The 26,872-nt window shown below is 37.9% G+C and carries 30 protein-coding genes; 10 read left to right on the top strand and 20 right to left on the bottom strand.

What is annotated here, in order from left to right; translation table 11 throughout:
- Window positions 1-163: 163 nt before the first annotated feature.
- Complete coding sequence (locus ACPWSO_RS01210) at window positions 164-1,150, bottom strand: HD domain-containing protein (protein WP_426080941.1); 987 nt, start codon at window positions 1,148-1,150, stop codon at window positions 164-166.
- 330 nt (window positions 1,151-1,480) lie between these two features.
- Between ACPWSO_RS01210 and ACPWSO_RS01215 the strand changes: the two genes are divergently transcribed.
- Window positions 1,481-1,735: a hypothetical protein gene (locus ACPWSO_RS01215; protein WP_426080942.1), complete on the top strand. Its 255-nt coding sequence runs from the start codon at window positions 1,481-1,483 to the stop codon at window positions 1,733-1,735.
- A 108-nt stretch (window positions 1,736-1,843) separates the two neighbouring features.
- On the opposite strand, the gene ACPWSO_RS01220 is transcribed toward ACPWSO_RS01215, so the two are convergent.
- The 9 genes from ACPWSO_RS01220 to ACPWSO_RS01260 all read right to left on the bottom strand — a co-directional run bounded on the left by ACPWSO_RS01220 (window position 1,844) and on the right by ACPWSO_RS01260 (window position 8,392).
- The gene (locus tag ACPWSO_RS01220; protein WP_426080943.1) at window positions 1,844-2,431 is read right to left on the bottom strand and encodes a nitroreductase family protein; all 588 of its coding nucleotides are present in this window, start codon (window positions 2,429-2,431) and stop codon (window positions 1,844-1,846) included.
- Between the two features lie 103 nt (window positions 2,432-2,534).
- Complete coding sequence (locus ACPWSO_RS01225) at window positions 2,535-3,248, bottom strand: metal-binding protein ZinT (protein WP_426080944.1); 714 nt, start codon at window positions 3,246-3,248, stop codon at window positions 2,535-2,537.
- Window positions 3,249-3,417: 169 nt separating this feature from the next.
- Complete coding sequence (locus ACPWSO_RS01230; protein ID WP_426080945.1) at window positions 3,418-4,302, bottom strand: hypothetical protein; 885 nt, start codon at window positions 4,300-4,302, stop codon at window positions 3,418-3,420.
- On the bottom strand, window positions 4,303-4,662 hold the full coding sequence (locus tag ACPWSO_RS01235) for a DUF3958 family protein (RefSeq protein ID WP_426080946.1): 360 nt from the start codon (window positions 4,660-4,662) through the stop codon (window positions 4,303-4,305).
- Complete coding sequence (locus tag ACPWSO_RS01240; RefSeq protein WP_426080947.1) at window positions 4,659-4,946, bottom strand: TIGR04197 family type VII secretion effector; 288 nt, start codon at window positions 4,944-4,946, stop codon at window positions 4,659-4,661. The genes ACPWSO_RS01235 and ACPWSO_RS01240 overlap by 4 nt, the downstream gene beginning before the upstream one ends.
- A 280-nt stretch (window positions 4,947-5,226) precedes the next feature.
- Window positions 5,227-5,754 carry a GNAT family N-acetyltransferase gene (locus tag ACPWSO_RS01245; RefSeq protein WP_426080948.1) on the bottom strand — a complete coding sequence of 176 codons (528 nt, stop codon included), beginning with the start codon at window positions 5,752-5,754 and terminating at the stop codon, window positions 5,227-5,229.
- Entirely contained in the window at window positions 5,747-6,220 is a 474-nt protein-coding gene (tsaE, locus tag ACPWSO_RS01250; RefSeq protein ID WP_426080949.1) for a tRNA (adenosine(37)-N6)-threonylcarbamoyltransferase complex ATPase subunit type 1 TsaE, read from the bottom strand. Before tsaE ends, ACPWSO_RS01245 begins: the two co-directional genes overlap by 8 nt.
- A 353-nt stretch (window positions 6,221-6,573) precedes the next feature.
- Window positions 6,574-7,557, bottom strand: a complete 984-nt coding sequence (pta, locus tag ACPWSO_RS01255) for a phosphate acetyltransferase (protein WP_426080950.1) — start codon at window positions 7,555-7,557, stop codon at window positions 6,574-6,576.
- A 151-nt stretch (window positions 7,558-7,708) separates the two neighbouring features.
- On the bottom strand, window positions 7,709-8,392 hold the full coding sequence (locus tag ACPWSO_RS01260) for a uracil-DNA glycosylase (RefSeq protein WP_426080951.1): 684 nt from the start codon (window positions 8,390-8,392) through the stop codon (window positions 7,709-7,711).
- A gap of 282 nt (window positions 8,393-8,674) precedes the next feature.
- Between ACPWSO_RS01260 and ACPWSO_RS01265 the strand changes: the two genes are divergently transcribed.
- Window positions 8,675-9,544: a Cof-type HAD-IIB family hydrolase gene (locus ACPWSO_RS01265; protein ID WP_426080952.1), complete on the top strand. Its 870-nt coding sequence runs from the start codon at window positions 8,675-8,677 to the stop codon at window positions 9,542-9,544.
- 35 nt (window positions 9,545-9,579) lie between these two features.
- A complete protein-coding gene (locus ACPWSO_RS01270; RefSeq protein ID WP_426080953.1) occupies window positions 9,580-10,098 on the top strand; it encodes an LURP-one-related/scramblase family protein in 519 nt (172 codons plus the stop codon).
- A gap of 119 nt (window positions 10,099-10,217) precedes the next feature.
- Here ACPWSO_RS01270 and ACPWSO_RS01275 read toward each other — a convergent pair whose 3' ends face one another.
- Complete coding sequence (locus ACPWSO_RS01275) at window positions 10,218-10,781, bottom strand: GNAT family N-acetyltransferase (protein WP_426080954.1); 564 nt, start codon at window positions 10,779-10,781, stop codon at window positions 10,218-10,220.
- Window positions 10,782-10,938: 157 nt separating this feature from the next.
- Entirely contained in the window at window positions 10,939-13,605 is a 2,667-nt protein-coding gene (locus ACPWSO_RS01280; protein ID WP_426080955.1) for a sigma 54-interacting transcriptional regulator, read from the bottom strand.
- A gap of 208 nt (window positions 13,606-13,813) precedes the next feature.
- Between ACPWSO_RS01280 and ACPWSO_RS01285 the strand changes: the two genes are divergently transcribed.
- From ACPWSO_RS01285 to ACPWSO_RS01300, 4 genes are all read left to right on the top strand, one after another.
- Entirely contained in the window at window positions 13,814-14,143 is a 330-nt protein-coding gene (locus ACPWSO_RS01285; protein ID WP_426080956.1) for a PTS lactose/cellobiose transporter subunit IIA, read from the top strand.
- 3 nt (window positions 14,144-14,146) lie between these two features.
- Window positions 14,147-14,470: a PTS sugar transporter subunit IIB gene (locus ACPWSO_RS01290; protein WP_426080957.1), complete on the top strand. Its 324-nt coding sequence runs from the start codon at window positions 14,147-14,149 to the stop codon at window positions 14,468-14,470.
- Window positions 14,463-15,788, top strand: a complete 1,326-nt coding sequence (gene celB, locus ACPWSO_RS01295; RefSeq protein ID WP_426080958.1) for a PTS cellobiose transporter subunit IIC — start codon at window positions 14,463-14,465, stop codon at window positions 15,786-15,788. Before ACPWSO_RS01290 ends, celB begins: the two co-directional genes overlap by 8 nt.
- An 81-nt stretch (window positions 15,789-15,869) precedes the next feature.
- The gene (locus ACPWSO_RS01300) at window positions 15,870-17,255 is read left to right on the top strand and encodes a glycoside hydrolase family 1 protein (protein ID WP_426080959.1); all 1,386 of its coding nucleotides are present in this window, start codon (window positions 15,870-15,872) and stop codon (window positions 17,253-17,255) included.
- 200 nt (window positions 17,256-17,455) lie between these two features.
- Here the strand turns inward: ACPWSO_RS01300 and ACPWSO_RS01305 are convergent, their stop codons facing one another.
- From ACPWSO_RS01305 to ACPWSO_RS01335, 7 genes are all read right to left on the bottom strand, one after another.
- Complete coding sequence (locus ACPWSO_RS01305) at window positions 17,456-17,695, bottom strand: hypothetical protein (protein WP_426080961.1); 240 nt, start codon at window positions 17,693-17,695, stop codon at window positions 17,456-17,458.
- Between the two features lie 34 nt (window positions 17,696-17,729).
- Window positions 17,730-18,968 (bottom strand): hemolysin family protein, encoded by a 1,239-nt coding sequence (locus tag ACPWSO_RS01310; protein ID WP_426080962.1) that lies wholly within the window; start codon window positions 18,966-18,968, stop codon window positions 17,730-17,732.
- 609 nt (window positions 18,969-19,577) lie between these two features.
- Complete coding sequence (locus ACPWSO_RS01315; protein ID WP_426080963.1) at window positions 19,578-20,426, bottom strand: AraC family transcriptional regulator; 849 nt, start codon at window positions 20,424-20,426, stop codon at window positions 19,578-19,580.
- A gap of 19 nt (window positions 20,427-20,445) precedes the next feature.
- Entirely contained in the window at window positions 20,446-20,940 is a 495-nt protein-coding gene (locus ACPWSO_RS01320; protein ID WP_426080964.1) for a GyrI-like domain-containing protein, read from the bottom strand.
- Between the two features lie 186 nt (window positions 20,941-21,126).
- Window positions 21,127-21,630 carry a hypothetical protein gene (locus ACPWSO_RS01325; RefSeq protein WP_426080965.1) on the bottom strand — a complete coding sequence of 168 codons (504 nt, stop codon included), beginning with the start codon at window positions 21,628-21,630 and terminating at the stop codon, window positions 21,127-21,129.
- A gap of 166 nt (window positions 21,631-21,796) precedes the next feature.
- Window positions 21,797-22,252 (bottom strand): hypothetical protein, encoded by a 456-nt coding sequence (locus ACPWSO_RS01330; protein ID WP_426080966.1) that lies wholly within the window; start codon window positions 22,250-22,252, stop codon window positions 21,797-21,799.
- Between the two features lie 80 nt (window positions 22,253-22,332).
- Window positions 22,333-23,265, bottom strand: coding sequence for a DUF5067 domain-containing protein (locus ACPWSO_RS01335; protein WP_426080967.1), 933 nt, complete (start codon window positions 23,263-23,265; stop codon window positions 22,333-22,335).
- 209 nt (window positions 23,266-23,474) lie between these two features.
- On the opposite strand from ACPWSO_RS01335, the gene ACPWSO_RS01340 reads away from it, so the two are divergent.
- From ACPWSO_RS01340 to ACPWSO_RS01350, 3 genes are all read left to right on the top strand, one after another.
- Window positions 23,475-23,849, top strand: a complete 375-nt coding sequence (locus tag ACPWSO_RS01340) for a BlaI/MecI/CopY family transcriptional regulator (protein ID WP_426080968.1) — start codon at window positions 23,475-23,477, stop codon at window positions 23,847-23,849.
- Complete coding sequence (locus tag ACPWSO_RS01345) at window positions 23,846-24,985, top strand: M56 family metallopeptidase (protein ID WP_426080969.1); 1,140 nt, start codon at window positions 23,846-23,848, stop codon at window positions 24,983-24,985. The genes ACPWSO_RS01340 and ACPWSO_RS01345 overlap by 4 nt, the downstream gene beginning before the upstream one ends.
- Window positions 24,986-25,731: 746 nt before the next feature.
- Window positions 25,732-26,052, top strand: coding sequence for a transposase (locus ACPWSO_RS01350; RefSeq protein WP_426081157.1), 321 nt, complete (start codon window positions 25,732-25,734; stop codon window positions 26,050-26,052).
- Window positions 26,053-26,446: 394 nt separating this feature from the next.
- Here ACPWSO_RS01350 and rplT read toward each other — a convergent pair whose 3' ends face one another.
- A complete protein-coding gene (gene rplT, locus ACPWSO_RS01355; protein WP_426080970.1) occupies window positions 26,447-26,806 on the bottom strand; it encodes a 50S ribosomal protein L20 in 360 nt (119 codons plus the stop codon).
- Between the last annotated feature and the right edge of the window lie 66 nt (window positions 26,807-26,872).

The following is a 26,872-nucleotide window of genomic DNA, read 5'->3' on the forward strand; positions in this document are numbered from 1 at the left end:
GAATCAGTCAACATCGAATGGTTTACCTTCATGTTGACTGTCATTTTCGTAATTTCCTGCTTAGTGCTTTGAATCACTGTGATTACTTCCTACGTAAGTAGAACAGATGCTGAAAAGTACCTACCGGGTGCTTGAAGCTGACCGCTTCTGTTCCATCCTCTTGTCAGCTTGGTTTTGTAACAAGTAAGTAAACACCCTTGTCACTTTTTTTCTTTGCTTCTGCGGTTCTCCGCTTGGCATCAATCGAGCAGGCAGATGTATATACAATATCACCCTCGACAGCAACTAAGGGATCAATCAACCGCAACTTCTTTTTTTGAAAAATGTCAAAGGGTTCATTCTCATCAACTAATTTAAAAGCAACCCGCGTGTAAAATAAACAGAAAAGTTCATCTAGTTTTGGATCTCCAAGTGCTTTAAGTTTATTCAAAACCTCAGTTTCAGTTTTCATGAGATCCTCTGTGGATAAACAACCCTGTTCTAAAGCATAGCTTAGCAGTCGGCCCATGATTTCATAGCCGTACATATTCAAAGGATCATAAAATAAATCCAATACAATTTTATAATATTGCTTAACAAACCACTCTCCAGCTGAAACGCTTTTCAACACAATTTTGCCTTCCAAGAATACTATCTCTGAGAGAAAATCATGAATCTCATTTAAATCAGTTTTAAAATAGCGGTAAACTTCTCGCAGTGTATAGTCAATCCGGTCTGCACAAAGCAGAGGAGCCGCCTGTTCCAATCGAGTCCATTGACAATCATCTAAAAGGATTTTCTCATAATTATAGCCATAACTACTCAAAATATCAGGAATTGAACTTTCGCTTAAATATGTCTGTTTGATTTCCTCATGATAGTCTTCCTGTTGTTTATCCATAACTAAATCAATTACATGAGAGAATATCGTATGAGAAATATCATGAAGCAATCCTGCAATTTGTTCCTCGACGGAACCACCCAGCTTTCTGACAAGAAGCATTACACCCACAGAGTGCTCATATCTCGTCTCATTCCAAACAGGATTCAATAAATAGGATGGACCAATCATATGAATATCCTTTAGACGCTGCACCTCTTTACTATAAATCAAGGCGGTTAAAACCTCTTCTATTTCGTATTCTCCATAAAGTTCATCAGAAATGTCCATTTTCTACTCCCTCCTCCATGATGAATCCGCTGCTTCATTCCACCACAGACTTTTTCAATACAAATTCTCTCATATTCTGAAAAACCAAACAAGTAGAGCCTTTGAGCAGTTCATTGATAGTCGGCTCTTAATCTATAGGCTATAGCTAATTTCATGGGAAAGGACTATAATCATCTAAAAGGTTACTTAAAGGAGTTAGCTATCATGTTCAAAAGGGATTCTCAGCATTTTAAATAATCAATTATTCCTGCATCTAATCAAAAATATTTAAGCTCTGAAAAGAAGTTATATGAAAAATTTGGAAAGACGCTCTCTCGAAATCCAAACGATTTGTTGACAACCGAGGATGGAAAACCAAGCCATGACTATATGATTCTCTTTGATAAAGGAAAGCCTGATACCTCTTTTTCCACAGCTCTTCTAGAATTAGGCGAATGGCAGGATTATGGTTCCAAGCTCTATCGAATCAACACCTTAGACGATAGCGTAGTAAGTATAGAACTGATTTCATCTGAACTAAACATTGATAAAAAAGAATTCCTTGTTTCCCCAGCTTCTGTGAGTTTCTATTTTCCCCATATGTAAGCTTGTATGGATTAGCACGATTTATTGAATCAAAAACAGAGACTGGAAAATATATTTTCTAGTCTCTGTTTTTGGTTCATTTATTTAAACTTTTATGATTGACTTCTACTAAATTCCTAATGAGAAAACCCACTCAGATAGTTCCTTTCTACGCTTGGCTTTAGGCTTTTTCCCTTTTAATCTTGTCAATTGTAATGAACCAACAATGCGTTCATCTTCAGGAATACCAATTGACTGCTGAAACTCACTATCAAAAATATTTTCTGTTGTTCTCCAGGTGATGCCAATCTCTACTTCCCATGCCGCTAACTGAATGTTCTGTATAAATGCTGCTGTTGCCAGCACGGCTTCAAAATCAGCTTTCTCCACTCCTGTAGTTTTACTTGTTACAATCAAGGAAAACGGAACTTTTTCAAAGTATTCTCTAGACTTATCTTCTAGTTCAGAGATTCTTTCAGGCCCAAAATTTTTCCACAGATTAATTCTTCGATAACATTCTAATATCCGGTCAATATAATGTTTATGCGCAGCTTTTCCCTGCAAAGTATAAACCTTCCAAGGCTCTGTTTTCGAATGAAACGGAGCATATGCAGCCGTCTCAAGAATCTGTTCAATCTCACCAACAGACAGCTCCTCTGGAGAAGTCTGCCTAATTGTTCGCCGTTCACGAATTAGTTGTCTCATTGTCTGACTCATTTATAACACCCTTCACTATTGATAATCATTCTCAATTAAAGGAAATATATCAGAGATTGGTTATGGCGTCAATTTTAAAGTATTTTACTTAAGTCTCCAGCTTTTAATGATACAGCATTTCATGAGCGATATCTTCTCCAGATAATTTCTGCGGATAATAAGTTGGCCAGTTATCCAGTTCCTTTAACAACTCTTCATGAGACTGGTCACCAAAATACAGATGGTAATGAGCAGATTGCTCAGATGCAATGATATGATCACTAAATTGAATCGATTGAGGCGCAGTTTTATCGCCTTCAATTTTTGTAAATAAATAACGGACGCCCTTTTTACCAGATTCATACGTTAAAATTCTATAGCCAGCATATTCATAAGTCCCAGAGCTCCAGTTTCCGTTTTGATAAAATGACACTAGATTTTGATAGATATCAATTTTTTCAACATCTGTCTGGTATCCGACTGCATAGTATTCTTTGTATTCTTCTGCTGTTTTTTCAACGTTTTCTTTTGCCTTGTCCTCAAATACCTGATTTAGTTTTCCAGCTTCCAAATAAGGATATACAGATTGCCACTGACCTTCCCAATCTGTTAACGACCGGTCTTCAACTTCTGAATCATCAAAAATTCCCGAAGCGGCCCTCTCATTATGGGAATGAGTATGGCTGTCTCTACTTTCCTTTACGCTGCCAGCTGAGCTGGCTTTACTTTCTTCCGCTTCAGAAAGGTTCCCCTTGTCGGAAGTCATTTTTTCTCCGCATCCTGCGATAAAAATAACTGTAATAATAGCTAGACCTGCAATAACAAATCCTTTTTTCAAATAAATTCCTCCTGAAAACAAATAGTAATGATTACGATTTATAATATCATACTAAAATTTTACTGTAAATAAAAAATTTTTTAACTGTATTACCTCGATCTACACATAAAAAAGACAGATGCGTTTTTTCTCATCTGCCTTCCTTATCCATCTGTTTTTACTTCACACACTATTTATTCAATCGTTCAGCTAATAAACTTGTTAAAATCTCCTTCTCAGATTTGCTGGAAAAATCTGTCATGAGCTCGTTAAGGTAGGCATTGATTTCTTTAGTCTGCCAACCAAGAACAGCTTTTAACCGCTTCTCCTTCACTGCAAGAACAGCTATACAATCTAGAAAGCTTTTTTGAGACCACTGCTCAGGCTTTATCAAATTGTATTTTTTCTGAAAATTCTCAATATTTTGTGTAAATTTTTGCTTTTGAATATTTTTCTTGAAGCTTTTTTCTACATGACTCATTTGAAAAGATACATTATTTATTTTCTTCAATTGTTTGATTCTCTCGATTTCTTTGCAGACAATCGCTTCCAGCTCTTTAATATCACCAAACAGCTGAGGAGATGATGCGTGAAACGACAATAGATGCTCCAGCTTATCTTCCATTTCTTTTTTTGCAGTATAAAAAAGCTTCATCAGTATTTCAACTCTTTCCAGTTGAAACACTTTTAATAAAGGATTCAGCTCCGAGTGTCTAATTTTTTCTTGCTGAATTCTTAAGTCTTCTATTCGTTCTGCCCACTCCCTGATTCCATCAGATAATTCCCCAGATTGTAAGCTGCAGTAATCGACACAAAATTTGTATTCTTCCGGAAATTGCTTATTTGCTGCTACATTTTTTTCTGTAAGCAACAGTATTCCGTGAATTAATGGTAGATAGAGTTGAGCAAAGTAGTTTTTGGCCTCTGTATAGACGTTTCCCTCAAGTGTTTTATCCGCGATAAACTGCTGCAGATTCCCCTGTAGCTCCCTATACCCAGCCTGCTGTCGCTCACAAAAAGAAATAATCTGGTGTGACTGCTGTTCAACAGAAGATAAGTATAATGAAACATTCATCTATATATCCTCCAGCCTAACCATCATGCGTCTCTTTTCGTAGTAAATCTCATTTTCCCGACTCTCAAACTCTTTTTTTCTTCGAATCAGTATATCTTTTTCTTCTTCCATTCGTTCAAAGATGCGTTCCTGCTCCATCTTTACTTCTGTACATATCTCATCAAAGACTGGCTTCGACCGACTTTCATGAAACATCTCCTCCAGCTTAAAAAATAAATGGGAGGATTGATGAAAAATCCCTTCATATCCTTCTTGAATACGGTTCATTTCACGTTCCGTCTGCTCTGCTTTATAATGTGCATTTGCGACTCTGTTTTCTTCCTGTTCAAGTTCAAATAATAGTTCATCTTTTGTCTTCATTGCCATATCCCCGTTCTTTCGACGCTTGTTTGGATAGATTGGTCAGCTTTTTCCAATTCAGATGATACATTCAGGAGATTTTTAATATCTTGTGTAATAAGCGCATTGATTTCTTTGCTGATTTCGTTCAGCTGTTCAACAGAAGACTGAGCAGAAAAACTGGCAGCCACCGTTGTCTGATAATCCAGCTCAATTGCAGCTGTCTCATTTATATATTTAAGGGAAGAAGCTATTGTAGAGACAAACTCTTTTACCAGTTCGGGTTGATTACTCATCCGCTCCATTATTCTCTCTCCTTACAAACGTCATTTCCTTTGTTAAAAATTTATTTCACCATTTAATGATATCACATAAAGAATGAATTTTATACCATAAGATAGTAATTAATCCTATTAGAAATTTTTAACAAAAAAATACCATCCCTGTAATTTTTACAGGGATGGAAAAGGAGTTAAATGAAAAATAAAAAGGGTTGTTAGTTGTTGTGAGGTTATAATACTACCCTCATAATAAAATTGCAAACAATAACACTTTGCGAAATAAAAAAATCTTTTTTCAGCTCCTTCAGTCTATGAGCATACTCATTAGGCGGACCTTGAGAAACTCACCTTCGTCAGTCTTTGCCCCTCGTTCCATGACTACTTCAGTTTTAAAGCCCAGCTTTTCATACAGATGAACTGCCCGCTGATTTCTATCTTGAACGGTTAGCTCCAGACGTCGAATAATACCGCTGTCTTTTGACCAGTCAATCAGTTCTTCCATCATAAGTCCGCCAAGTCCCAGTCCCCAAAATTCTTTTAAAATACTAATTCCGATTTCACCAATATGTTCCATTCGCTGCTTTGAAGACGCCTTAACTGATGCAGTTCCAATAACTTGTCCATCAGCGACAGCCACCATCAGTACATTATTCAAAGACTCATAAAGTTCAGCCAAGTTGTGAGCCATTTCTTCTGTGTCAACCCCTGCACCATTCTCATCCATAACAAGATATGGTGTTTCACTGCCGATTTTATAAAACACTTGAATTAACTGCTCCGCATCATCCGGTATGGCCTCACGGATGATTATTTCTATTTCTTCTTTACCCATTGGCTTCCTCCGCATTCTTTATCCGTTCTAAATAAGCTTCTCCCTTCATACCAACTCCAGTCAAAACAGCCAGCCGCTGTTCTTCTTTTAAAGCATCTTTGTCCAGTCTGATCAGCAGGTACTCCTCAGGTAAATAGTCTTCCAACAGTTCACCCCATTCAACAACACTAAGCCCTTCTCCTTCAAAATATTCATCCAGAGCTAAGTCATCTCCTTCTCCGCCCACACGATAAACATCCATGTGATATAACGGCAATCGTCCGTTTTGATATTCTCTCACAATGGTGTAGGTTGGACTTTTAATCATCTGGTCGATTTCCAGCCCCAAGGCAATTCCTTTTGTCATCGTTGTTTTTCCTGCGCCTAAATCACCTGACAGGATAATTACGTCTCCAGCTTCGGCTAAAGCACCGACTTGTTTTGCAAAAGTCTCCATTTCCAGAAGACCATCTATTTTTCGTTTCATAGTCTCTCCTCTCAGCAAGCTTTGGCAGCTGCTCTTTTATATTAGAGCTAAGCTGTATTTTCTTTTTGGTGAGTATATCACAAAATAACTATCTATAGCAGCTATCTATACAAATATCTTTAATATTGAGTATCCAAATCTGAATAAAAAAAAGGCTAAAGGCCCTTAGTTCCGAGAATTTCCATTCTAAGTATTTTTTGCAAAGCTTTGGTATCCTCCAAGATTATCTATGGTTCTCACTTTGCCTCAATCCTCAAAGGATAAATGGGCGTTAGAACACCATATATTCAGATTTAATACAAAAAAAGAGCTTGGGCTGTTATTTTTACGGCCCAAACTCAATAAATTTTTATTTATTTTTCCATTACTGCTTGTGCAGCAGTAATGATAGATAATTTGTATACATCTTCTTCATTTGCTCCACGAGATAAATCTGAAACGGGTTTGTTCAACCCTTGCAAAATTGGACCAATTGCTTCGAAATTACCTAAGCGCTGTGCAATTTTGTAGCCAATATTGCCAGACTGTAGCTCTGGGAATACAAATACTGTTGCTTTACCTGCTACCTCTGATTCTGGCGCTTTCAGCTGTGCTACTGACGCTGCATAGGAAGAATCAAACTGCAATTCACCATCAATTTCCAGTTCTGGAGCCATTTCCTTCGCAAGTTTCGTTGCTTCAACTACCTTATCAACTTCAGGTGCTTTCGCTGAACCTTTGGTCGAAAAGCTCATCATAGCAACCTTTGGTTCGATATCAAACAACTTAGCTGTTTTCGCACTTTCAATAGCAATTCCTGCTAATTCTTCCGGATTAGGATTCACATTAATCGCACAATCAGCGAAAATATATCTTTCCTGGCCACGACCGCGGAACATAATCATTGCTCCACTTGTACGGCTAACCCCTGGCTTAGTTTTAATAATTTGTAATGCTGGACGTACTGTGTCGCTAGTAGAATGAATTGCTCCACTCACCATACCATCAGTGATACCCATGTATGTCAACATTGTACCAAAATAGTTTACATCTTTAAGGATTTTTTCTGCATCTTCTTTTGAAACCTTCCCTTTACGGCGCTCTACGAAAGATTCAACCATTTCATCCCAACGGTCAAAGTTATCTGGATCTACAATCATAAAATTAGATGTTGTAAGTCCGCGTGCATGAGCAGCCTTTACAATTTCCTCAGGCTTGCCAATCAATACAGGTTCCAGAAGTTCTTCTGATTTCAAACGAGCTGCAGCACCTAAAATTCTTTGGTCCAGTGCTTCCGGGAAAACAATTTTTACATTCTTATTAGTGACTTTTGCTTTTAAGCTATCGAATAAATCCACGATACACCCTCCAATATTGTTTTTACTTGTTCAATCATACACTATTTGAAAAGAAAATAACAGTTTTTTCTTTCTGTACTAGTGGAAAACCCTTATTCTGATAACATTTTCACAAAGTCCTTATCCTATACTACAACAGTTGCAATCTGTCTTATGACACAGATTCCGGTAATTGCCAATTAATCGGTGTTTCTCCTAATGCCAGTAGTGCATCGTTTGCCTTTGAAAAAGGACGCGAGCCAAAAAAGCCTCTATGCGCAGACAACGGACTTGGATGTGGTGACTTAATAATCACATGTTTACTTGTATCAATCATACGAATTTTGTCCTGAGCTGGTTTTCCCCATAAGATAAATACAATGGGCTGATCTCTTTCATTCAGCTTTTGAATAATAGCATCTGTTAATTGTTCCCAGCCCTGTCCTCGATGAGAATATGCCTGACCAGCACGCACAGTCAATACTGTATTCAGCAGCAGAACCCCTTGTTTGGCCCAACTTTCCAGAAAGCCATGATTCACCGGCTGATAGCCCAAATCAGTCTGTAGCTCTTTATAGATATTAACCAACGACGGCGGCGTCTTTACTCCCGGCTGCACCGAGAAGCTCAATCCGTGTGCCTGATTGGGACCATGGTATGGATCTTGACCCAATATTACCACCTTTACCTTTTCATAAGGGGTAAGCTCCAAAGCAGAATAAATATGATACATATCTGGAAATATAGTTTGTGTCGTATACTCCTGCTTCAAAAATTCTCTCAATTGACTATAATAAGGCTGATTAAACTGATCCTCCAACTTCTCCTGCCAGCTATTATGAATAATTGTTTTCATTTCATACGCTCCTTCTTCTTTCGCTAGATTTTTTAGTATTTAAGTGTTTTTTCTAATTTTTCATTCATTTTTTATTTATCATTGCCTGTTTTTAGATTCAGATCAATCTGAAAACAGCTGCTTATTTCTGCCCGCTATTTGAAGCTGCTGGAATGTCTGTTTCACTTTACCTATTTAGAATAACCAAGTTCTCAGAAACTTACAAGAGAATTTTATTATAACGATAAATAGCAAAACATGGTAAACTATACATAAGTAAATTGAATGAGGTGGAAATAGTTTATGATTAAGTTGATTGCTTCAGATATGGATGGTACTTTATTAGATTCAAAAATGGCTGTCTCTAAAGACAATGCTTCTGCCATTCGCGAAGCAGCTCGTCAAGGAGTAGAATTTATGGTGGCTACCGGCCGCGCTTACACCGAGGCGAAGCCTCCTCTTGAAGAAGCTGGAATAGAATGTGCTATGATTACTTTGAATGGGGCACAGGTTTTTGATAAAGATGGTAATTCTGTTTTTGTTGCCGGAATCGAGAAGGACACGGTCCATGAGGTTTTAGATATGCTGGACCAACACGAAGTTTATTATGAGATTTCTACAAATGAAGGAATCTTTTCAGAGAAACAAGAAAAACGCATTGAAAATTTTGCGACTCATATTGCTTCAACGATGCCCCATCTTACTTATAAGGTAGCAATTGCTATGGCGGCCGCTCATTTGTCTTTATTGGAGATTACCTATGTTAAGGATATGCGCGAGCTGATAGACAGGGAAGATATTGAAGTTCTTAAAATTATCGGCTTTAGTATTGAGGGACCAAAAGTCTTGGGGCCCGTCAGTCTCAAGCTAGACAAGCTTCCAGATGTTGTTGTCACCTCCTCAGCACAGAATAATATTGAAGTAAACCACAAGAATGCTCAAAAAGGAATTGCTGTTGCCAATATTGCCAAGAAAAAAGGCATTTCAGCGGATGAAGTAATGACCATCGGAGATAACTTTAACGATGTGAGCATGCTGCAATGGGCTGGGGTCAGCTTTGCCATGGGAAATGCTGAGGTAGAAGTGAAGGATTATGCAAAATATACAACCGCAACGAACTTGGAAAACGGTGTTGGTGAAGCAATTTTACGGGCTATTCGCGAAGATTTGTAATAGTTGTCAGTGAAACTGAAAAGAGGTGAAGCTTTGTGTCTGAATATTTTATTCAGGAGCAGCAACTGAGCAACGTGACTCGAACCATTGTTAAAGATGCAGATGGAAAATCATTGTTTTTATTGGTGGGCCGCTGGGGAACCAGAGGAGATGCCCTCTCTCTTTATGCGATGAATGGTGAGCTAGTTGCCAGTATCAAACAGCTGTCACTATTTTTCGGAACTCGTTTTGACCTGTATAAAGGCTTCGATAAAGTTGGAACGCTCAAAAAGATTTTAAATTTGAACATTGATTTTTACTATATCAATCAGCTGCATTGGACAGTAATTGGAGACATACAAAATCATTATTATTCAATCCAGCATAACAATCATAAAATCATGGAAATGAGTAAGGCCACATTATTTTCAGGCAACTACTTCTGTCTGGAAGTAGAGAATGATGAAGACGCTCCCTTATGTATTTGTATTGCAGCTGTTTTGGATTACTGGGTATACAATAAAAAGAAAGACAGCAATTCCCCTCTCTCAACAATTGGCTGGGGTTCTTGCTAATTAGAACGAGTTCGTTCAGTCTTAATCTATAGGCACAAATCAGCCTCCTGACAAAGAGTATCAGGAGGCTGACTTGTGCTTATTTTTTTAAAGAGCTTTTTTGTGCAGCTAGACATTGCCTAGATTTTCTTCTGCATATGGTCATACAAATGTCCGCTGATCATACGCTCTGCCACATCTTTGAACCCTTTACGTTCATATAAGCGTCTTGCATCAGGATTCATTTTATCTACGCTTAAACCAATTACTGATTTACCAGCTTTTTCAGCCATTTCCGGTAATGAGTCCAACAGCTTTGAGCCAATTCCATAGCCTCTGTATGCTTCATCTACTGCGATGGAATCCAGATACCATTCACCCGGCAGTGTTTCTTCATCTATGAATAACTGAAGATTCATATCCAATCCATATTTAATCAATATCTGTCTAAGCGGCTCATCAATAACCGACTCATCTTCAGCTGGATAGCCAAAGGCAATTCCCACTACTTTGTTATCCAGTTCATAGACCAGCCCTCTTTTATAGCCATATCGATAGTCTGGATTAGCAGCTGCTTCTTCCAGAATTGTTAATAATAATGTTTCCGGCACTTCTTTTAAAAAATCCAGCTCCATATCTTTCAAAATCACAAGAACCAGCGGAGCAATCATTGGTCCGTCTTCTTTTTTTGCAAAACGAATCATTTGTTTCCCTCACTTTCTTCAGTGAGTGTAACACTTTTTCAAGGTCATTTCATTGTTTTTGATTTTTTCTTTTGTTATTTTTCCATCTTTTAATCAAACTTTAAGCTGAATATTTTTTTATTTTTTCTAAAAGCATTCTATTTGTTTCTTCCCTCATTTAATTCAAAATTTCCTGAGGATAAGTGATGAAAAGGCTTACCATATAGCTGATTTCATCATCCGGTATTTTAACCTCATATTTTTTTTCCAGATCATTGAGCACCTTTCTAATGACTGTATGCTCCTTTAAATATTCTGCTTCGTACTTTTTCTGTTCTGGAAAGCAGGTTCCCCGCTTGTTCTTTTTTAAACCATCAACCAGACAACAAATATGAAAAATCGCGCCAAAAATTGTTCGCTTATGAAATTGACGCTGAAGTTCTTTTTCAAGGCAGGGAAGAATATTTTTTACATCTTTAACAATTTCTGTACTCTTAATCTCTGTCAACTCGGTTTCCAAGGTTTGATCGATTGCCCGATAAGTATTATCTATATCAATAATCTCCTGTATCTTCACCAGCGCCTCATTTTGGAACAAATCATATAACTGAAACTGTGGGACACTGGTTTGTATTGGTAAAGAGGAAACTACACATAGAACCGTATATTTTTTCTGCATAGCAGATAGATAATTACCAACACTTTCGTTGTGAAGCAGCGTAACCGGAATGATAGTCAAATCGGTTTCTTCTAAAGAAAGTTTGCTAAGCAGAATATTTTTCATCGTTACAGCTGTTCCTTCCCCTGTCAAACAGAAAGTTAGAATTACCGATTTTTTTTCGTCATTCCAGGTTGATGCGCAAATTGCTGGCTCGATTGAGGCAGCGTAATCATTGACCTGTAAGGTTGAACGATAAATTTCTTCCAGTGAGATACCAAGTACAGCCTTGCGGGTTGCCTCAAGAACATGAGATGTGCTTACCAAACCAATTGTAGCACAGCGGTTGCCCAATTCTTTCTCTATCTCGTAACCAATATTATTTAATGAACCCATATCTACTAAAAATAATAAATCTTCTTTTGTATTACTTTCAGTCAACAGCTGTTTCAGACGTTGCAGCATCGCATCGGGACTTTCCTCCAAGTCCATATTTATCCCCCAAGCTCCCTGTTCAACATTCAACAGACGATTAACAAAAGTGGTCATTGAAGTAGCGGTTGAGGCCCCATGGGCTAGAACAACTACCTGAACCTGCACAGATTTTTCAGTATTTTCCTCACTGTTGTAGATAAAAAACATTGCCAAAAACACAGCTTCTTCATCTGGAATATTAATATCTAATGAACAATTTAAAAATAGCAGACACTCCTTTGCAATACCAATGTAATCCGGATACTTTAAATCAATTTCAAGATAATCAGGATGTGTTTGAAGCTGCTCTCCCCGCCGTACACGGTCATAAGTATTTAGCAAATGAATAGCCAAACTGGTTTTTATTTTTTCATTTAGCTTGCGCTTCAGTAATTCTTCTGCTAAATGAATGGTTTGAATACAGGTTTCATACAAGGGTTCTGAAAAAACAGTCCTTAGCTTTTTGATTGAACGTTCTCCCGTTTCTTCAAACTGTAAGGAAAGGTAATTTTTTTCTACAATTTTAACCAGCTCTTCATAGCTCAATTTCCCTGCCTTTACATCATCTGTCTTTTCATTCAGAAGCTTGTATATGTTGCTCTGAAAGGAAGATTGCTTTTCAACAGAGTATTTCTCCGGCTGAAACAGAATATACCTCCCCACAGTCGTTTTCATTTTCTGCCAGATAATCCGCTTGTCCGGCTCTTGATAAAGGCCATTCAAGATATGAGGAGGCAGTTCCGGACTATGTATGCGAATATCATCCTGACCATTGAGTAGAAAATCAGCGTATGCTTTAGCGCAACAGAGCTGAATATCGGTTTTCAGCTGTCCGATATTGTTTGGGCAGTGGTAGCTAATCAATGCCCTTAAACTGTTTTGTGTAATTTGTAGGGGTTCGTTCAGCCGGTTTGCCTCTTCCTGTAAAAATAGAGAGACCAATCCCGCCCGTTCTTCCAATGTGCGTTCGGCTAAGCTGGGAATCTTTAAAACCATTGGGATGCGCCGCTGAAAGGTTTGCAGCAAAGCTGAATTAGGGGCTTCGGTTGTGGCTGCTATCAACTGGACAGTCGCTCGTCTTTCTTTAGCCGTTTCTCCCAAACGATTATACGTTCCATAATCAATAAACGTAAACAGCATCTCTTGCCCTTCTGGCGGCAGACGATGGATTTCATCTAGAAATAAAATACCGCCGTTTGCTTTTTCAATCAATCCTATTCGATCTTCATCCGCTCCTGTAAATGCACTTTTAGAGATACCAAACAACTGGCCCAGCAACAGCTGGGGGTTGTTAGCATAATCTGCACAGTTGAAACGGATAAACGGGTACTCCTTTTCTTTTCGTTTTACTGTTTTAGCATAGTCATAAATATACGAGACAAACATGGATTTTCCCACGCCTGTTTCTCCATAAAAAAGCATATTCAGCCCATTTGGTGGATAAAGAATAGCCGCCTGCGCCTGGTTGACAATCATTTTTAATGAAGGATTTTTCAGCACAAACTGTTCTAGTTCTGTCAGCTTTACAACTGGATGATACAAAACCGGCTTTCCGACTTCCTTTCTTGCTGCTCCCTGCACAACTAATTGGTTTAAGTCACTGCTGACATTTGCCCGCGACAGCTGCAGCTTTTCTGCTAATTCATTCGTTGTTATTCCTTCCCCTTGATATAGCGCTTTCAATTCTTCAAAAATAATATCCATCCGTTTCATCATTTCACCTCTTTCTCTTTTTATTGTAAAGCGTTTTCTGAAAAAGTAAAGGCTATCTGCATTTATGTGTTTTATTTTCTCACTATAATCAAAACACTTTTTTTTAATCCTTACATAAGTTCCTAGCAAAAGGGTTTTAAGTAGAATATGTGTTTTGGCATGGTTTTTGCTTTTTATAAAGAAAATCAGCTGAATAAGGAGGGGCATTATGGAAAATAAACTTATAGAGGAGGATTTGATTATCGGTCTAATTTTACAGGGGGGAAATGCAAGAAGTTTTGCAGTACAGGCTATCGATCAGGCAGCTGAAGGAAAGTATGATTTATCTAAAAAATCAATGCAGCAGGCTCATAGAGCCATTAGTAAGGCACATGATTATCATGCCAATCTAATTGAGGAAAATTTGGAAGAAACAATTCTTCCCTCTCCTCTATTGTTGATGCACGGACAGGATCATTTGATGAATGCACTCAACATGATTGATATGGCTGAACGAATGATTGTCCTTTATCGACGTCTGGATAAAGGAGGAATTTGATTTATGCTTCGAATTACAGTTGCCTGTGCTGCTGGAATGTCCACTAGTTTGCTCGTCAGTAAGATGGAAAAATATGCGGCTTCTATACAGCTTGATGTGCGAATCATTGCTGTTCCTGAAAAACAGTTTGAAAAGCATTTAGCTGACACAGATATCCTGCTGTTAGGCCCTCAGATTTCTTTTCTGGAAGAAAAATATCAGGAGAAATTTAAAGACAAAAATTTAATAGTCAGTACAATCTCCATCATCGACTACGGTCGAATGGACGGAAAAAAAGTTGTAGAAATGTCACTGTCATTATTAGAAGGAGGACAAAAAAATGAATAAATTTATGGATGGTTTACAGGACAGACTAGGACCTATCGCCTACAAACTTGATTCTAACCGCTACCTTTCAGCAATTAAAAATGGATTCTTTGTTGCTATGCCATTATTAATCATTGGTTCTTTATTCCTGCTCGTTACACAACTCCCTTCCCAAGCCTATCTGGATTTTATGGCTTCTGTATTCGGTGAGGGTTGGATGGATCTGTTTTTACAAGTAAACAATATGACGATGAATGCCATGACGATTTTTGTTATTCTAGGAATTGCCAGTGAACTAGCAAAGCACTATGAAGTGGACCGAGGTTCATCACAGGCTATCGCGATTGTTGCGTTTTTGGTACTGACCCCATTGACAGCAGATGATACCGGCGCGATGTTTTTGCCCCTTGGAAATTTTGGCGCTTCCGGTCTATTTGTCGGAATGATTACAGCGATTTTGTCTGTTGAAATTTTCCGCTGGGTTACACAAAAGGGCTGGACAATTAAAATGCCTGAATCTGTGCCTTCCAATGTCTCTAAATCATTTTCTGCCTTGATTCCAGGCTTTTTTGTAATCGTAGCATTCAATTTAATTCGTATTGGCTTTACCTTTACAGCATTTGAAACGGCGCAAAACTTTATTTTTGAAGTATTGCAGACACCTCTGCTTGCTCTTGGAAGCTCACTGCCGGCAACCTTGATTGTTCTGCTGTTTGAAGCTTTGCTTTGGTCTTTCGGTATTCATGGATCAAATATTATCGGTGCAGTGATGACGCCTATCTGGACTGCTTTGGCAGTGGAGAATGCTGAAGCCTTTGCCCGTGGTGATGTTTTGCCAAACATTGTTAATGCTCAATTTTATGGAAACTTTATCAAACTAGGTGGATCTAGTGCCACAATTGGACTGGCCATTGCTTGTCTGTTCTTTGCTAAGTCTTCCCAGTTTAAAACTTTAGGGAAATTATCATTTGCTCCAGCTATTTTTAATATCAATGAGCCTTTGGTCTTCGGTATCCCTATTGTATTAAATCCAGTTATGCTGATTCCATTTATTATCGCTCCTCTGTTAATGTGTATTATTGCTTATGCTGCAATGGCAACCGGACTCGTACCTATAACCAATGGTATTTTGCTCCCATGGACCACACCGCCTGTCGTCGCTGGATTTCTGTTAAGCGGCTGGCGGGGAGCGATTCTTCAGGTAATTCAAATTTTATTGAGCTTTGGTTTATACTATCCATTCTTTAAGATGGAAGACCTTAAAGCCTATAAAATTGAAGCCGAAGGCGAGACTGCTTATGATGCAGAGATGGAAGCTGAAATTGCCGAAGCTGAATAAAATAATGGGAAAGCCTTGACATGGGAACATTCCCATACCTTATTGTTTATCTAGTTAGAAAATAAGAAAGGATGTTTCAGAATGACAAATCATTTTCCAAAAGATTTCTTATGGGGTGCAGCAACTAGTGCTTATCAAGTAGAAGGCGCCTGGGATGAGGACGGGAAGGGAAAATCTGTCCAAGATGTTAAGGTCCTTCCCGAAAATACCAGCGATTTTAAAGTAGCAGCTGATCATTATCATCATATGAAGGAAGATATCGCTTTATTTAAAGAGTTGGGGCTAAAGGCCTATCGTTTCTCTATTGCCTGGACTAGGGTGATTCCAGATGGCGACGGCGAAATTAATCCTAAAGGGCTGCAATTTTATAGTGATTTGATTGATGAATGTCTAAAGCATGGCATTGAGCCTGTTGTAACCGTATTTCACTTTGATCTTCCAGCAGCATTGGATGAAAAAGGCGGTTGGAAAAATCGTGAAACTATCGATGCATTTGTTCGTTACTGCGGCATTTTATTTGAGCATTTTGGTGATCGTGTGAAGTATTGGCTGACGATCAACGAACAAAATATGATGGTACTGGCAGGTGCAGCAGTAGGAACCGGCGACCGCTCTTTTAAAGAGCTTTTTCAAGAAAATCATCATATGCTCCTTGCTCAGGCAATGGTCATGAAAGAGTATCATGATAAAAACTACAATGGAATGATTGGTCCTGCACCTAATATTGCCTTGGCTTATCCTGAAACAGACCATCCTGAGGATATGCGTGCTGCCCAGAATTTCAATGCGCTAAGAAATTGGCTGTTTCTTGATGCAGCCGTTTATGGTGTTTATAATCATCAGGTGATGACTATGCTAAAAGCAATTAATGCCGAACCGGAAATTACAGATGAAGATTTGGCAATCATGAAGAGCGGAACCTGTGATTTTATTGCATTTAACTACTATAATACCGGCACAGTTAAAGCTAGTCCTGTTGCCTCCACTGCCTCTGAAAAGAATGATCAACAGAAAGGGATGAATTTGCCGGGATTTTTCCAAGGAGTAAAAAACGAACACCTGTCAGTGACGGAGTTCGGCTGGGAAATTGATCCGGAGGGCTTCCGAACAACTGCCAATGAAATCTATTCCCGTTACCATTTACCTATGATTGTCACTGAGAATGGTTTGGGCGGACGAGATGAACTAACTGAGGATGGAAAGATTCATGATGCCTATCGAATCAGTTATCTACGTGATCATATCCAAACCATGAATCAGGCAATCGGAGATGGTGCAGAAATTATCGGCTACTGCCCTTGGAGTGCGATTGACTTGATTAGTACCCATGAAGGGATTAGAAAACGTTACGGCTTTATCTATGTTAACCGCTCTGATTTTGATATGAAAGACCTGAAACGCTATAAAAAGGACAGCTTTGCTTGGTACCAAAAAGTGATTGCGACAAACGGAGCAGACCTAGACTAAAACATTGTATTAGGTTGGTCGTATCAATAACTAAATGGAATTGAAGAGCTTGGAACAATCATTAGTGTGTTTGAGCATTTCCATCAACATAAAACAGTACAGAGACAATAAAAATAGAGACTAGCATGATGAACCTAAAATGCTAATCTCTATTTCTTTTTTCCGCATATATTGCTAAACTAAAGCTTTATTGAAAAAAACTAATACCAAGCCCGCAAATCTTTTTCTGGAAAACAGTCAGCTTCAACGTATTTTCTTACCTGACTTATTGCGTGGCCAACATAGCTATGGCCGCTTTTCGACTGATCCAGCTCTTCTATATAATATTGCTCAGTCAAACGATTGTATCCTATGCTTCCGGTAAATTCATTTTTACCTTCAACAAGATAACGATAAACCACCCGATCTGATGAATTTTCTAGTAGTATTAATTCAACCAACAGTCCCACTCCTTTGCCTACTTAATAAAAAGCTTTATCCTTGCTTTGTAATCAGTACCTCATCAATACGATGATCCTGCATTTTTCTGATCTCTAATTCAAGCGAAGATAGACTCAGTTTTTCCCCTGCTACCGGTACATGTCCTAAAGTCGTCATAATGTAGCCGCCCAATGTGGATGAAGTTGTATTGTTTACTATCCCGAAAAGATCCTCAAGAATTTCAAATTCAGTTGAGCCCTGCATCACATATTGATTCTCACTTAACTGATGAAAATCCGGCTTCTTATCATCAAATTCATCCCATATCTCGCCAACCAGCTCTTCAACAACATCCTCCAGGGTCACTAGCCCTTCCGTTCCGCCGTATTCATCTACAACAATTGCAAGATGATTATGCTCTTCCTGAAATTTTTTCATCAATTCAGAAATACGCATACTTTTCGGAATAAAAATGACTGGTTTGACAATACTTGCTAGTTCCTTTCCATCTACAAGCACCTCATAATAGAAATCCTTCTGATTAATGACGCCTAAAATTTCATCGATAGACTGTTCATAGTACGGCAATCGGGATAAACCTGTTTCTCTAAACAGCTCACCGATTTCTTCCATACTTTTTTTACAGTTAACAGAGACAATTTCCAATCTAGGTGTAAAAATATCCTGAACTTCTAAATCATTAAATTCCACAACATTTTTTATCAGTATCTCGTCTTCCTCATCAATTGATCCTTCCTGTACAGCTTCTTCTACCAAAGTCAGCAGCTCTTCTTCTGTAATTGAAGGTCCCACTTCCTTACTAGGCAAAAGCCAGATTAAAACAGACTTAATACCTGAAAAAAAGATAGTTAAAGGATAAACAATCATTGTCAACAGCTTTAACGGCCGGGCAAACATCAGCGCAAAATATTCCGGTGATTCTTTGGCAATTGCTTTTGGTGAAATCTCTGCAAAAGTCAAAACAACAATCGTCATGATAACCGTAGAAAGTGTTACGCCCAGGTTTCCAAAATACGCGACAAACAAAACCGTCGCAATAGATGAGCTGGCAATGTTAACAATATTATTTCCGATTAAAATTGCAGACAACAGCCGGTCAAAATCACTTAATAGATTCAGCACAACCTTTGCCCGCCTATCTCCAGCTTCTGCCATCTTCATAATTCGAATTCTGTTTAACGAGGAATAGGCAGTTTCACTTGATGAAAAAAAAGCTGAAAGTACAAGTAGTACTAATAACACAGGCAACATAATGCCTATCTGGGGGTCCATAAAATATCATCATCCTTTTTTACTTTTATTCTAATTACTTTATTCAAGTTTCCTAAATCGGAATCATTTTTCCTAGCTAATGCTGCAGATACTGTCGGATTTCCCGCTAGTATTGAGTGATTAGCAAGAGGCGTTCTGTCTGCAGCATTCTATTTTGATTTCTTCTCTCATTTTTCTTTAATCGTATTATACTATAGTTAAGACCTCATAACTAGCACCTCTCACAAAGTGTCTCTCAAAGACTTAGCCCTTCTGCATCAAGTCTTTGTTCGATACAGCTAGCGACTATCAACCCATCAAAAAAATAACATTTGATTCAACCTTATAATCTATACGGCTAAGATTAGTTTTCAGATATTTAACAGCACCTTTTATTATAGCAAAATTAAATTCTTCGTCTATAGAATTTAAAAATAGTTCTTCCGTAAATAATGAATACATGCTACTCAAACTGAAATAACTGCAATTCCTATCAGCGATTTTATCGCAAATATAATTTGCCCGCTAAAAAGCTACAACAGAAAACACACTTCAGTTTATTCTTAGCAGACCTTGGTGCTAAGAATAAGCTGAAGTGTGTCTATTTTATCTATCCCATAAAGCGTTCTTTTAAATAGGCGTTACTGGAATCCAGGTCTCCATATCTCCTTCTTTTCCATAAACTTCGATATCCGGACCAAATGCAAATTGATAGCCGCTGGTCGGTAGCCACTCTGTTACGATTTTCTTTTGAAACTGCTGTACCTCCTCCGGTAAACTAAGTTTATGAGGAAACGCCGCCCATGTCGCTGCTGGAACCGTTAATTCAAAGAATCCATCTGGTGTCTCTTTACCAGTAGCAGCACCAATATAATAATCAAATGTGCTTTCGTCCAGCTTAGGGTTATAGTCACTAATTCCTAGCAATCCCATTGGTTCTCTATCCATCAAAGATAAAATAGCTGGGATTTCACCGCTTTGTTGCGTCTGCTGCCAAAACTTTGGTAATTCCTGATAGCTCATGCCATTTTCCATCGTTGTATGAATTTTTTTCCCTACAACCTTAAACCCATCCATCTGAACAATTCGATAATTCAATGTATTAGCTCCTTTGATAGATAGTTCAAAGGAAAGCGGTGGATATGCCTTGACCATCACACCACCTTTTTTTATATCCTTTGGTGTAACTTCGTGCATTGCTTTAAAGGCTCTGCTAAATGAAGTTGGCGAGCTATAACCATATCGATATGCTGTATCAGTCACTGAGCTTCCGCTAATAATTTCATGAGCAGCTTTTGATAATCTGCGGCAGCGAATGTATTCTGAAATGGATACTCCAGCAACCATTAAAAATAACCGCTGCATGTGATAGGTGGAATAACCAAGAATTTTCCCCAGCTCTTCATAATCAATTTCCTCATCCAAATGATTTTCAATATACATCACTACTTTATTCATACCGTCCAGCCAATTTATCATTATTATCATCCTCTCTAATTTACTTTTTTCTAACTGGAACCCAGATTTCCACTTCTTCTCCAGCACTGTAAACCTCCATATCTGGTGCAACAGAAGTCATTTTCCCAGAAGCATAGCCAGTGTTTAATAAGTCATAGCCTGAATTTGGCGCCCATTTTTTCACAATGTTCATTTGTGTCTTCCCAGAAGTTTTTCGTGTGCAGGGAAATACAGCCCATGTTGCTGCAGGCACTATATAATCATTCATATCTTCTGGAGTTTCATGTGTAGTTGCAGCTGCGATATAATAATCAAATCTTTTACTGTTTTTACTGTCTACATTATACACGCTTGCTCCAATCAAACCAAATGGTGCTTGATTAATCAATGGTAATAATTGTTCATTTTTACCTTCTTTCATTATTTTTTTCCAGAATGAAGGACAATCTCTCATCCCTTTCATTAACGCATTTGTTGTATGCTTAACATAACCTGCTAATTTAAACTCGCCTAATTCTTCAATTCTATATTCCATAATAAATCGCTCCTTATTTCTTGATGTCTTAACTTTACCAAACATAAAAAAAGAAAACCTTACAATTTCGGTTAAGAAGTGTAAGGTTTTTTCAAATCCTGTATTTGATAATCTCAAGAATTTAGCTTTTTCGGCAGCCTTCCACAGAAAAGAGCAAAGTAAGCAGTACTTGGAGCTTCAGCCGAACTATCTTTTCGTATAATAAATCCGGTCCAAAGCGATAGTTGATAGAAGAAAGACCCGATGATCATGTGCATCATCGATTTCTATATGGTATTCATCGCCCCCCATAGTTAGTTTTCTTTTGTCGATATCACATAGAATATCCTTATCTAAAACAAGCTGGTGACTTCCGGTGGCTCCAAAGCCCATTTTTACTTCTCCCAAAGAAGAATCAATATTGAATTTATAAGAGAAGATATTCAATGAACGGGCAATGGATAAAACTTTTTGGTCTTCTACAGTAATATGATATTTTTTAAAATTATATCTCAAGAATGAGCCTAGCACACTCATAAAATTGACATCTGTTCCACACTTAGCTACGGTTTGGTTGTCCATATCTACAATCTCAAAGTTCTCACGGCCTAAAAAGCTCCCCTTCACTTTATAGACTGCATTTCCAGCGCCGTCTAAAATTTCATAGCTTGGTTTTAAAGCAACCAATTTTTGCTTGATAATAAATTTCATGATTCACACTCCATTAATAATTTCAATTTTGTTTTACTATCTATAGGAGGTTGTGACAGAAGTGTTCGCCTTATTGTCGAAGAAGTTACTTCTGAAACACCCTTTATTTGGCTTTAAGGGACTGAGGCATACTGATATCACAGCCCCATTTATCTTCATGATTTACTTAGAAGGTTCTTAATAAGACCTTGCTTCCGGTTAGATAAATCCGAATAGTTTCTCCAGCGTTTTCATAAACCAGCATTTCAAGTCCTTCATCAGCATTTGCCAGCATGTTTGTTAATTCTTCCTGCATTTTCTCTTGACTGCCGCCAAAAAAATTAACTAGCTTTTCCTGTGTTTTTTGGTCTTCAGCAGCACTTTGCAGCGTAGTCATGTCTGTAGTAAATTCCTGCATAACCTTTGTCATATCTGTTATTGTTTCTTTTGGCGCTCCATATGTTTTTGTCAAATCATCTTTACTAAGCCCTACCTGAATCTCATCAAATTCCCTCGACTTTTGATTCGCTTTAGTACTTTGCTCTGCCTTGTTCCCGCTTTGACTTTCATTTGATCCGCAGCCGGCTAATCCCAAACCTGTTAAACTTAATAAAACGGCACCTAAAATTATTGTTTTTTTCATCTTTATTCGCTCCCAATCTTAACTAATCTTGTCGTTTCTTTTTATAAAAAAAGAGAAAAGCTCTTTTTCGTCAAATCTTTTTACCTTTTGCTTAGTTCCTCTGAAGTTGGTACTGGGAGAACGACTCTGCTCAATAAGTTGTATTCGTCATCATAAACGGTTAATTCCACCGGTTCATTCTGATTGGACAGTAATACAGCGGTATAGTATAGCAGCTCAACATTTGGTTCCAACACTTCATAATTTAATGCACTAGGATTCAAGGATTCGTGTTCCCTAGCCAAAAAATTTGCAGTTAATTCCTCTTCCTGTTTAAAGAAAAAATAGGTTCGTATAGGTGGTACGGCGTTAACTTCCTTTTTATTTTTAAAATTGTAATACAAGATTAACGTCAGCCGCTCAAAGCTGTCATTGATTACTGCTGTGTCAATCAGTGTTATTTTATAGGTATCCGTTTCAATAATTTTTCCGTCCGCTGCCTTTTCTGAATCTGTTAGATGAACCTTTAGTTCACTTACTTCAATGTCTAAAACATCTACTCTTTCATTGTTGTGCACAGTAAACAAGTAACCAACTGGCTTTCCTGTAATCTGTAGAATATCACCATTTTTTGGCCATTTTTCTTTCTGAATATTCGAAATATTCAAATAAATGGGTGTATCACGATTTCTCATTAAATAAACAGGAATATACCATTGACCATTCAAGGTCTCATCGCTTGATATAATCTCTTCAGGTTCCCCTCTCATTTGAGCAACAAAGGTGATTGTTTCATCTATAATTTCTGAATAAGCAATCATCTTGGGCATTCCTGCATAATTCGCCAAATTTTCATATATCGCTTCTTTATTCATATCTTTTTCCGTTGAAATTTTCCCGTCATCTGTTGTCTCTGCTGATTGGACTGAAGATAACTTGTTCATTTCTTCTGTCTCAATACAACTCTTAGCACATCCTGAAAAAAGCAGGGAAACAGCTGCTACAAAAATAATAGCACTGTACTTTTTTGTCACAATCCTCCTCCTATCTTTTAACACCTACATCATGTAGTTATACTAACATAGGTATTTCTTTTCTGTCAACCGCTTCAAATACATTTTTCTTGACTTTAAAATCCAGGTTTCTTTTAAATAATTATCTCTGGTATAATGATTTTAAGAAAACAAGCTGACATACAGCTTTGAAAGCTATCTCAGCTTGCGGTAATAATAAGGAGGAAAATATGAATTCTCAAATCTCTGATTCTGAATTAGAAATCATGAAAATTATATGGGTACACGACAGCAAGATGATGCTGGCTGAAATTGTTGAAGAGCTTCATAAGAAAGGCTTTGAATGGAAAAATAACACGATTTTGACTTTTCTATCCCGATTAACTGAAAAAAAATTTTTAAAAATTAAAAAAAAGGGTAGAAAAAATGAATATATTGCTTTGTTGACAGAACAAGATTATTTAGGGGAAACAACAAAAGAGTTTGTAGGAAAAGTTTACGAGGGAGAAGTAAAAGACTTAATTGCAACATTAGTTCAAAATGACCTGATTTCCAGTAAAGAAATCGATGAGTTGAAAGACTACTGGGAAAATAAGAAAAAATGACAGCTGAACGTTTTTTAAGTATCCTTTTTTCTCTCAGTATTTCCGGCTCTCTCCTGTTTTTAGTTTGGAAAGCTGCAGAGCTATTCATGAAAAAGCGTTTTTCGCGGCGTTTTCAATATGTATTGCTGCTTATTGTCGTTCTTCGCTTTTTATTACCTATCACGCCTGCGTATAGTTTCGTAGGTACACTCTACTCTTTTATTCAATCAACTTCTGCCTATGAAGCCATCTTAGGCGGTCCGGCAAACCAGCCGGCTCCCCCAATTATTGTCGGCGATAATGTGGTGATTGGCGATAATATAGTTTTGGGGCGTGAAAGCAATAACTACGATCAATACCTGCTCTATGGCTGGCTGCTTATTGCTTTCTTCCTGCTGGTACAAAAGTGGACAAAGTATCAGAGCTTTAAAAAATATATTCGTTCTGACTGGCGCCCAGTAGAACGCCCGGAAGTATTAGATATCCTAAGTACAGTCTGTGAGCAGAACAATATAAAAGGGGCTGTTGAGCTTTATGTCACGCCTCTAATTTCCTCACCTTTACTTTTAGGTACAAATAAAAGCTGTATCGTTCTTCCAACAGACGATTTAACGGAAGGACAGCTATATGCCATTTTATCGCACGAAATGATCCATTATAAAAACAAAGATCTTATCTACAAGTGGCTAGTACAATTCACTATCTGTGTTCATTGGTTTAATCCTCTGGTTTATCAATTAAGCAAAACAGTAAATAAAAGCTGTGAATATGCCTGTGATGAAGGAGCTATTGCTCTAATGAATCAGGAGGAACACTATCAATACGGTTTAACTTTAATCGAAATGACGAAATCTTCTGGTACCTATAATGAGAAGGTTGCTTCAGTCACTCTTTATGAGAATGCAAATGAAATCAAGAATCGCCTTGAAGCTATTGCTTCAAAACATGAGCGGAAAAAGAGAGACACTTTTATCTATTTAGTAGTCACCCTTCTCATGCTTGGTATTGCTTTAGCTTTGGGAGCTCACACTGGAAAAACAATTACTACTGCCGAAACAGAAGCTGCCTCCCCCATTGAAGAGACATGGGCAACTAGTTCTTCTCCAAAAATGATTGAAGAAGAGTTGCCGCTGGGACGACACTTTTACAAAAAATAAGTAGTAAGAAAATCGGATTTTTATTAAATTGCCTCACAATGATTAGCTTTGCTTGTCTAACCATTGCGAGGCTCTTCATAAGATATTCTTTGAAAGAAACCAGCTCCACTTATCTGTCTATATCACGATTCACCTCTAGAGTTTTCCGACACCTTCTAGTCAGGAGGAATAAAGTATGCGTAATCTATTAATCTTAGAAGATGAACAAACACTATCCCGGGGAATTCGACTATCGCTGGAAGCTAAGAATACAAAGAATTCCGAAGCCCAGACTATCAGCTACAACATCTACACTTGGTGTTCTCACTGCCTGGCTGGTTTTCAAAATCACAGACAGTTATCAGATGGACTTTTTACTCCCGATTGTTCCATTAGCCATAATCGGCTTCGTCTTTGTCCTATTATGTGTAACCCTTCCTGTATTAGTTTTTCAAGTCTCCGTTCGAAAAAAACAACAGTCCAAAGTAATAAACAGCCGAATCTAAGGTTCTATAATATTTTGTGTTGGTGGAAAATCTGCAACACTTTTTTGAGTGTTCAAACACAAAAAAGGAACAACAAACCGATAAAATGAAATCGTCCAAAACCACAAATCATCAGAAAGGTTGTTCCCCATGGATAAGAATACCAGAAAATTGCTCGGACTAACAGATAACCACCTCTCCTTTGGAGAGGATTGGCTTGAATATAGACCAATGAAAGGAGTTCAGGCTCAGGTAATTAAGGCTACCCTTACCTATCGCCCAATGCATTGTGAGAAATGTGGGGTAAAAAATCAAGGGCAAATAATTAAGAATGATCATCATCTAACCAACGCTCAACTTCCTGTGTTTAATGAGCGCTTGACCTTCTTCAAGAAACACAAACAAGGAATCACTAACGCTTTTCGTTATTCTTTCTCCAATGGTGTGACCGAAGGGCTAAACAACAAGATTAAAGTCATCAAACGTGTTGCCTATGGTTATCGCAATTTTTATCATTTTCGCTCAGGTATTTATAGTATTCAAGGCCTTATTTTTTCAGAGCATGAAAAAGAGAAACAAGCGAATATCTCCGCAGCTTTATAGGTAAATCGGGAATTACCAGTTCCACTTGTGTAGGAACATTTAGTGGGATGGTATGCGTACGATGATAGATGAATGTGTAACATTCATACCTTATATTAGAGCTAGCTGTTCAGCTACGAATATACCTTGTGGAGCCTGCCTCTGCGATTACTCGAGGCAAAGCATAATGAATTTATAGGCTTAGCTGCCAAAATCATTCGCTTTATTTTCGCTTTTTCAAAAAAACTTGGAACAAAATCAGAGAATCTCTGTTTTTTCATTCCAAGTCCTTCTATTTTATTCAGTTTTTGTCCTACCAACACAACTTGACGTAGAACCGAATCTAATGATGTTTTGAAAATCATAAAAAAGCGCCCTGCTCGAATTGAGCAGGGCGCTACTTATTGATTGGTTATTATTTGCTTAAAGCAGTTTTTGACTGCTCAGCTAATGCAGTGAAAGCAGCTGCATCATTAACAGCTAAATCAGCAAGCATTTTACGGTTAATATCGATCTCAGCCAATTTCAAACCGTGCATCAATTTAGAATAGCTTAAACCATTCATACGAGCTGCCGCATTGATACGTGCAATCCATAATTTACGGAAATCACGTTTCTTTTGACGACGATCTCTGTATGCGTAGCTGTAAGATTTCATTACCTGTTCTTGAGCTGTTCTAAATAAAGTATGTTTTGATCCGTAGTAGCCTTTCGCTAACTTAAGGATTTTTTTACGACGTTTACGGGTTACTGTTCCACCTTTAACACGTGCCATGTTGAATTCCTCCTAAATATCTATCATTTCTTTTTGGATTTTATTTTTCGTTACAAGAATTGGCTG

It is taken from the genome of Enterococcus sp. LJL51, assembly GCF_049894025.1.
Classification (GTDB): Bacteria; Bacillota; Bacilli; order Lactobacillales; family Enterococcaceae; genus Enterococcus_L.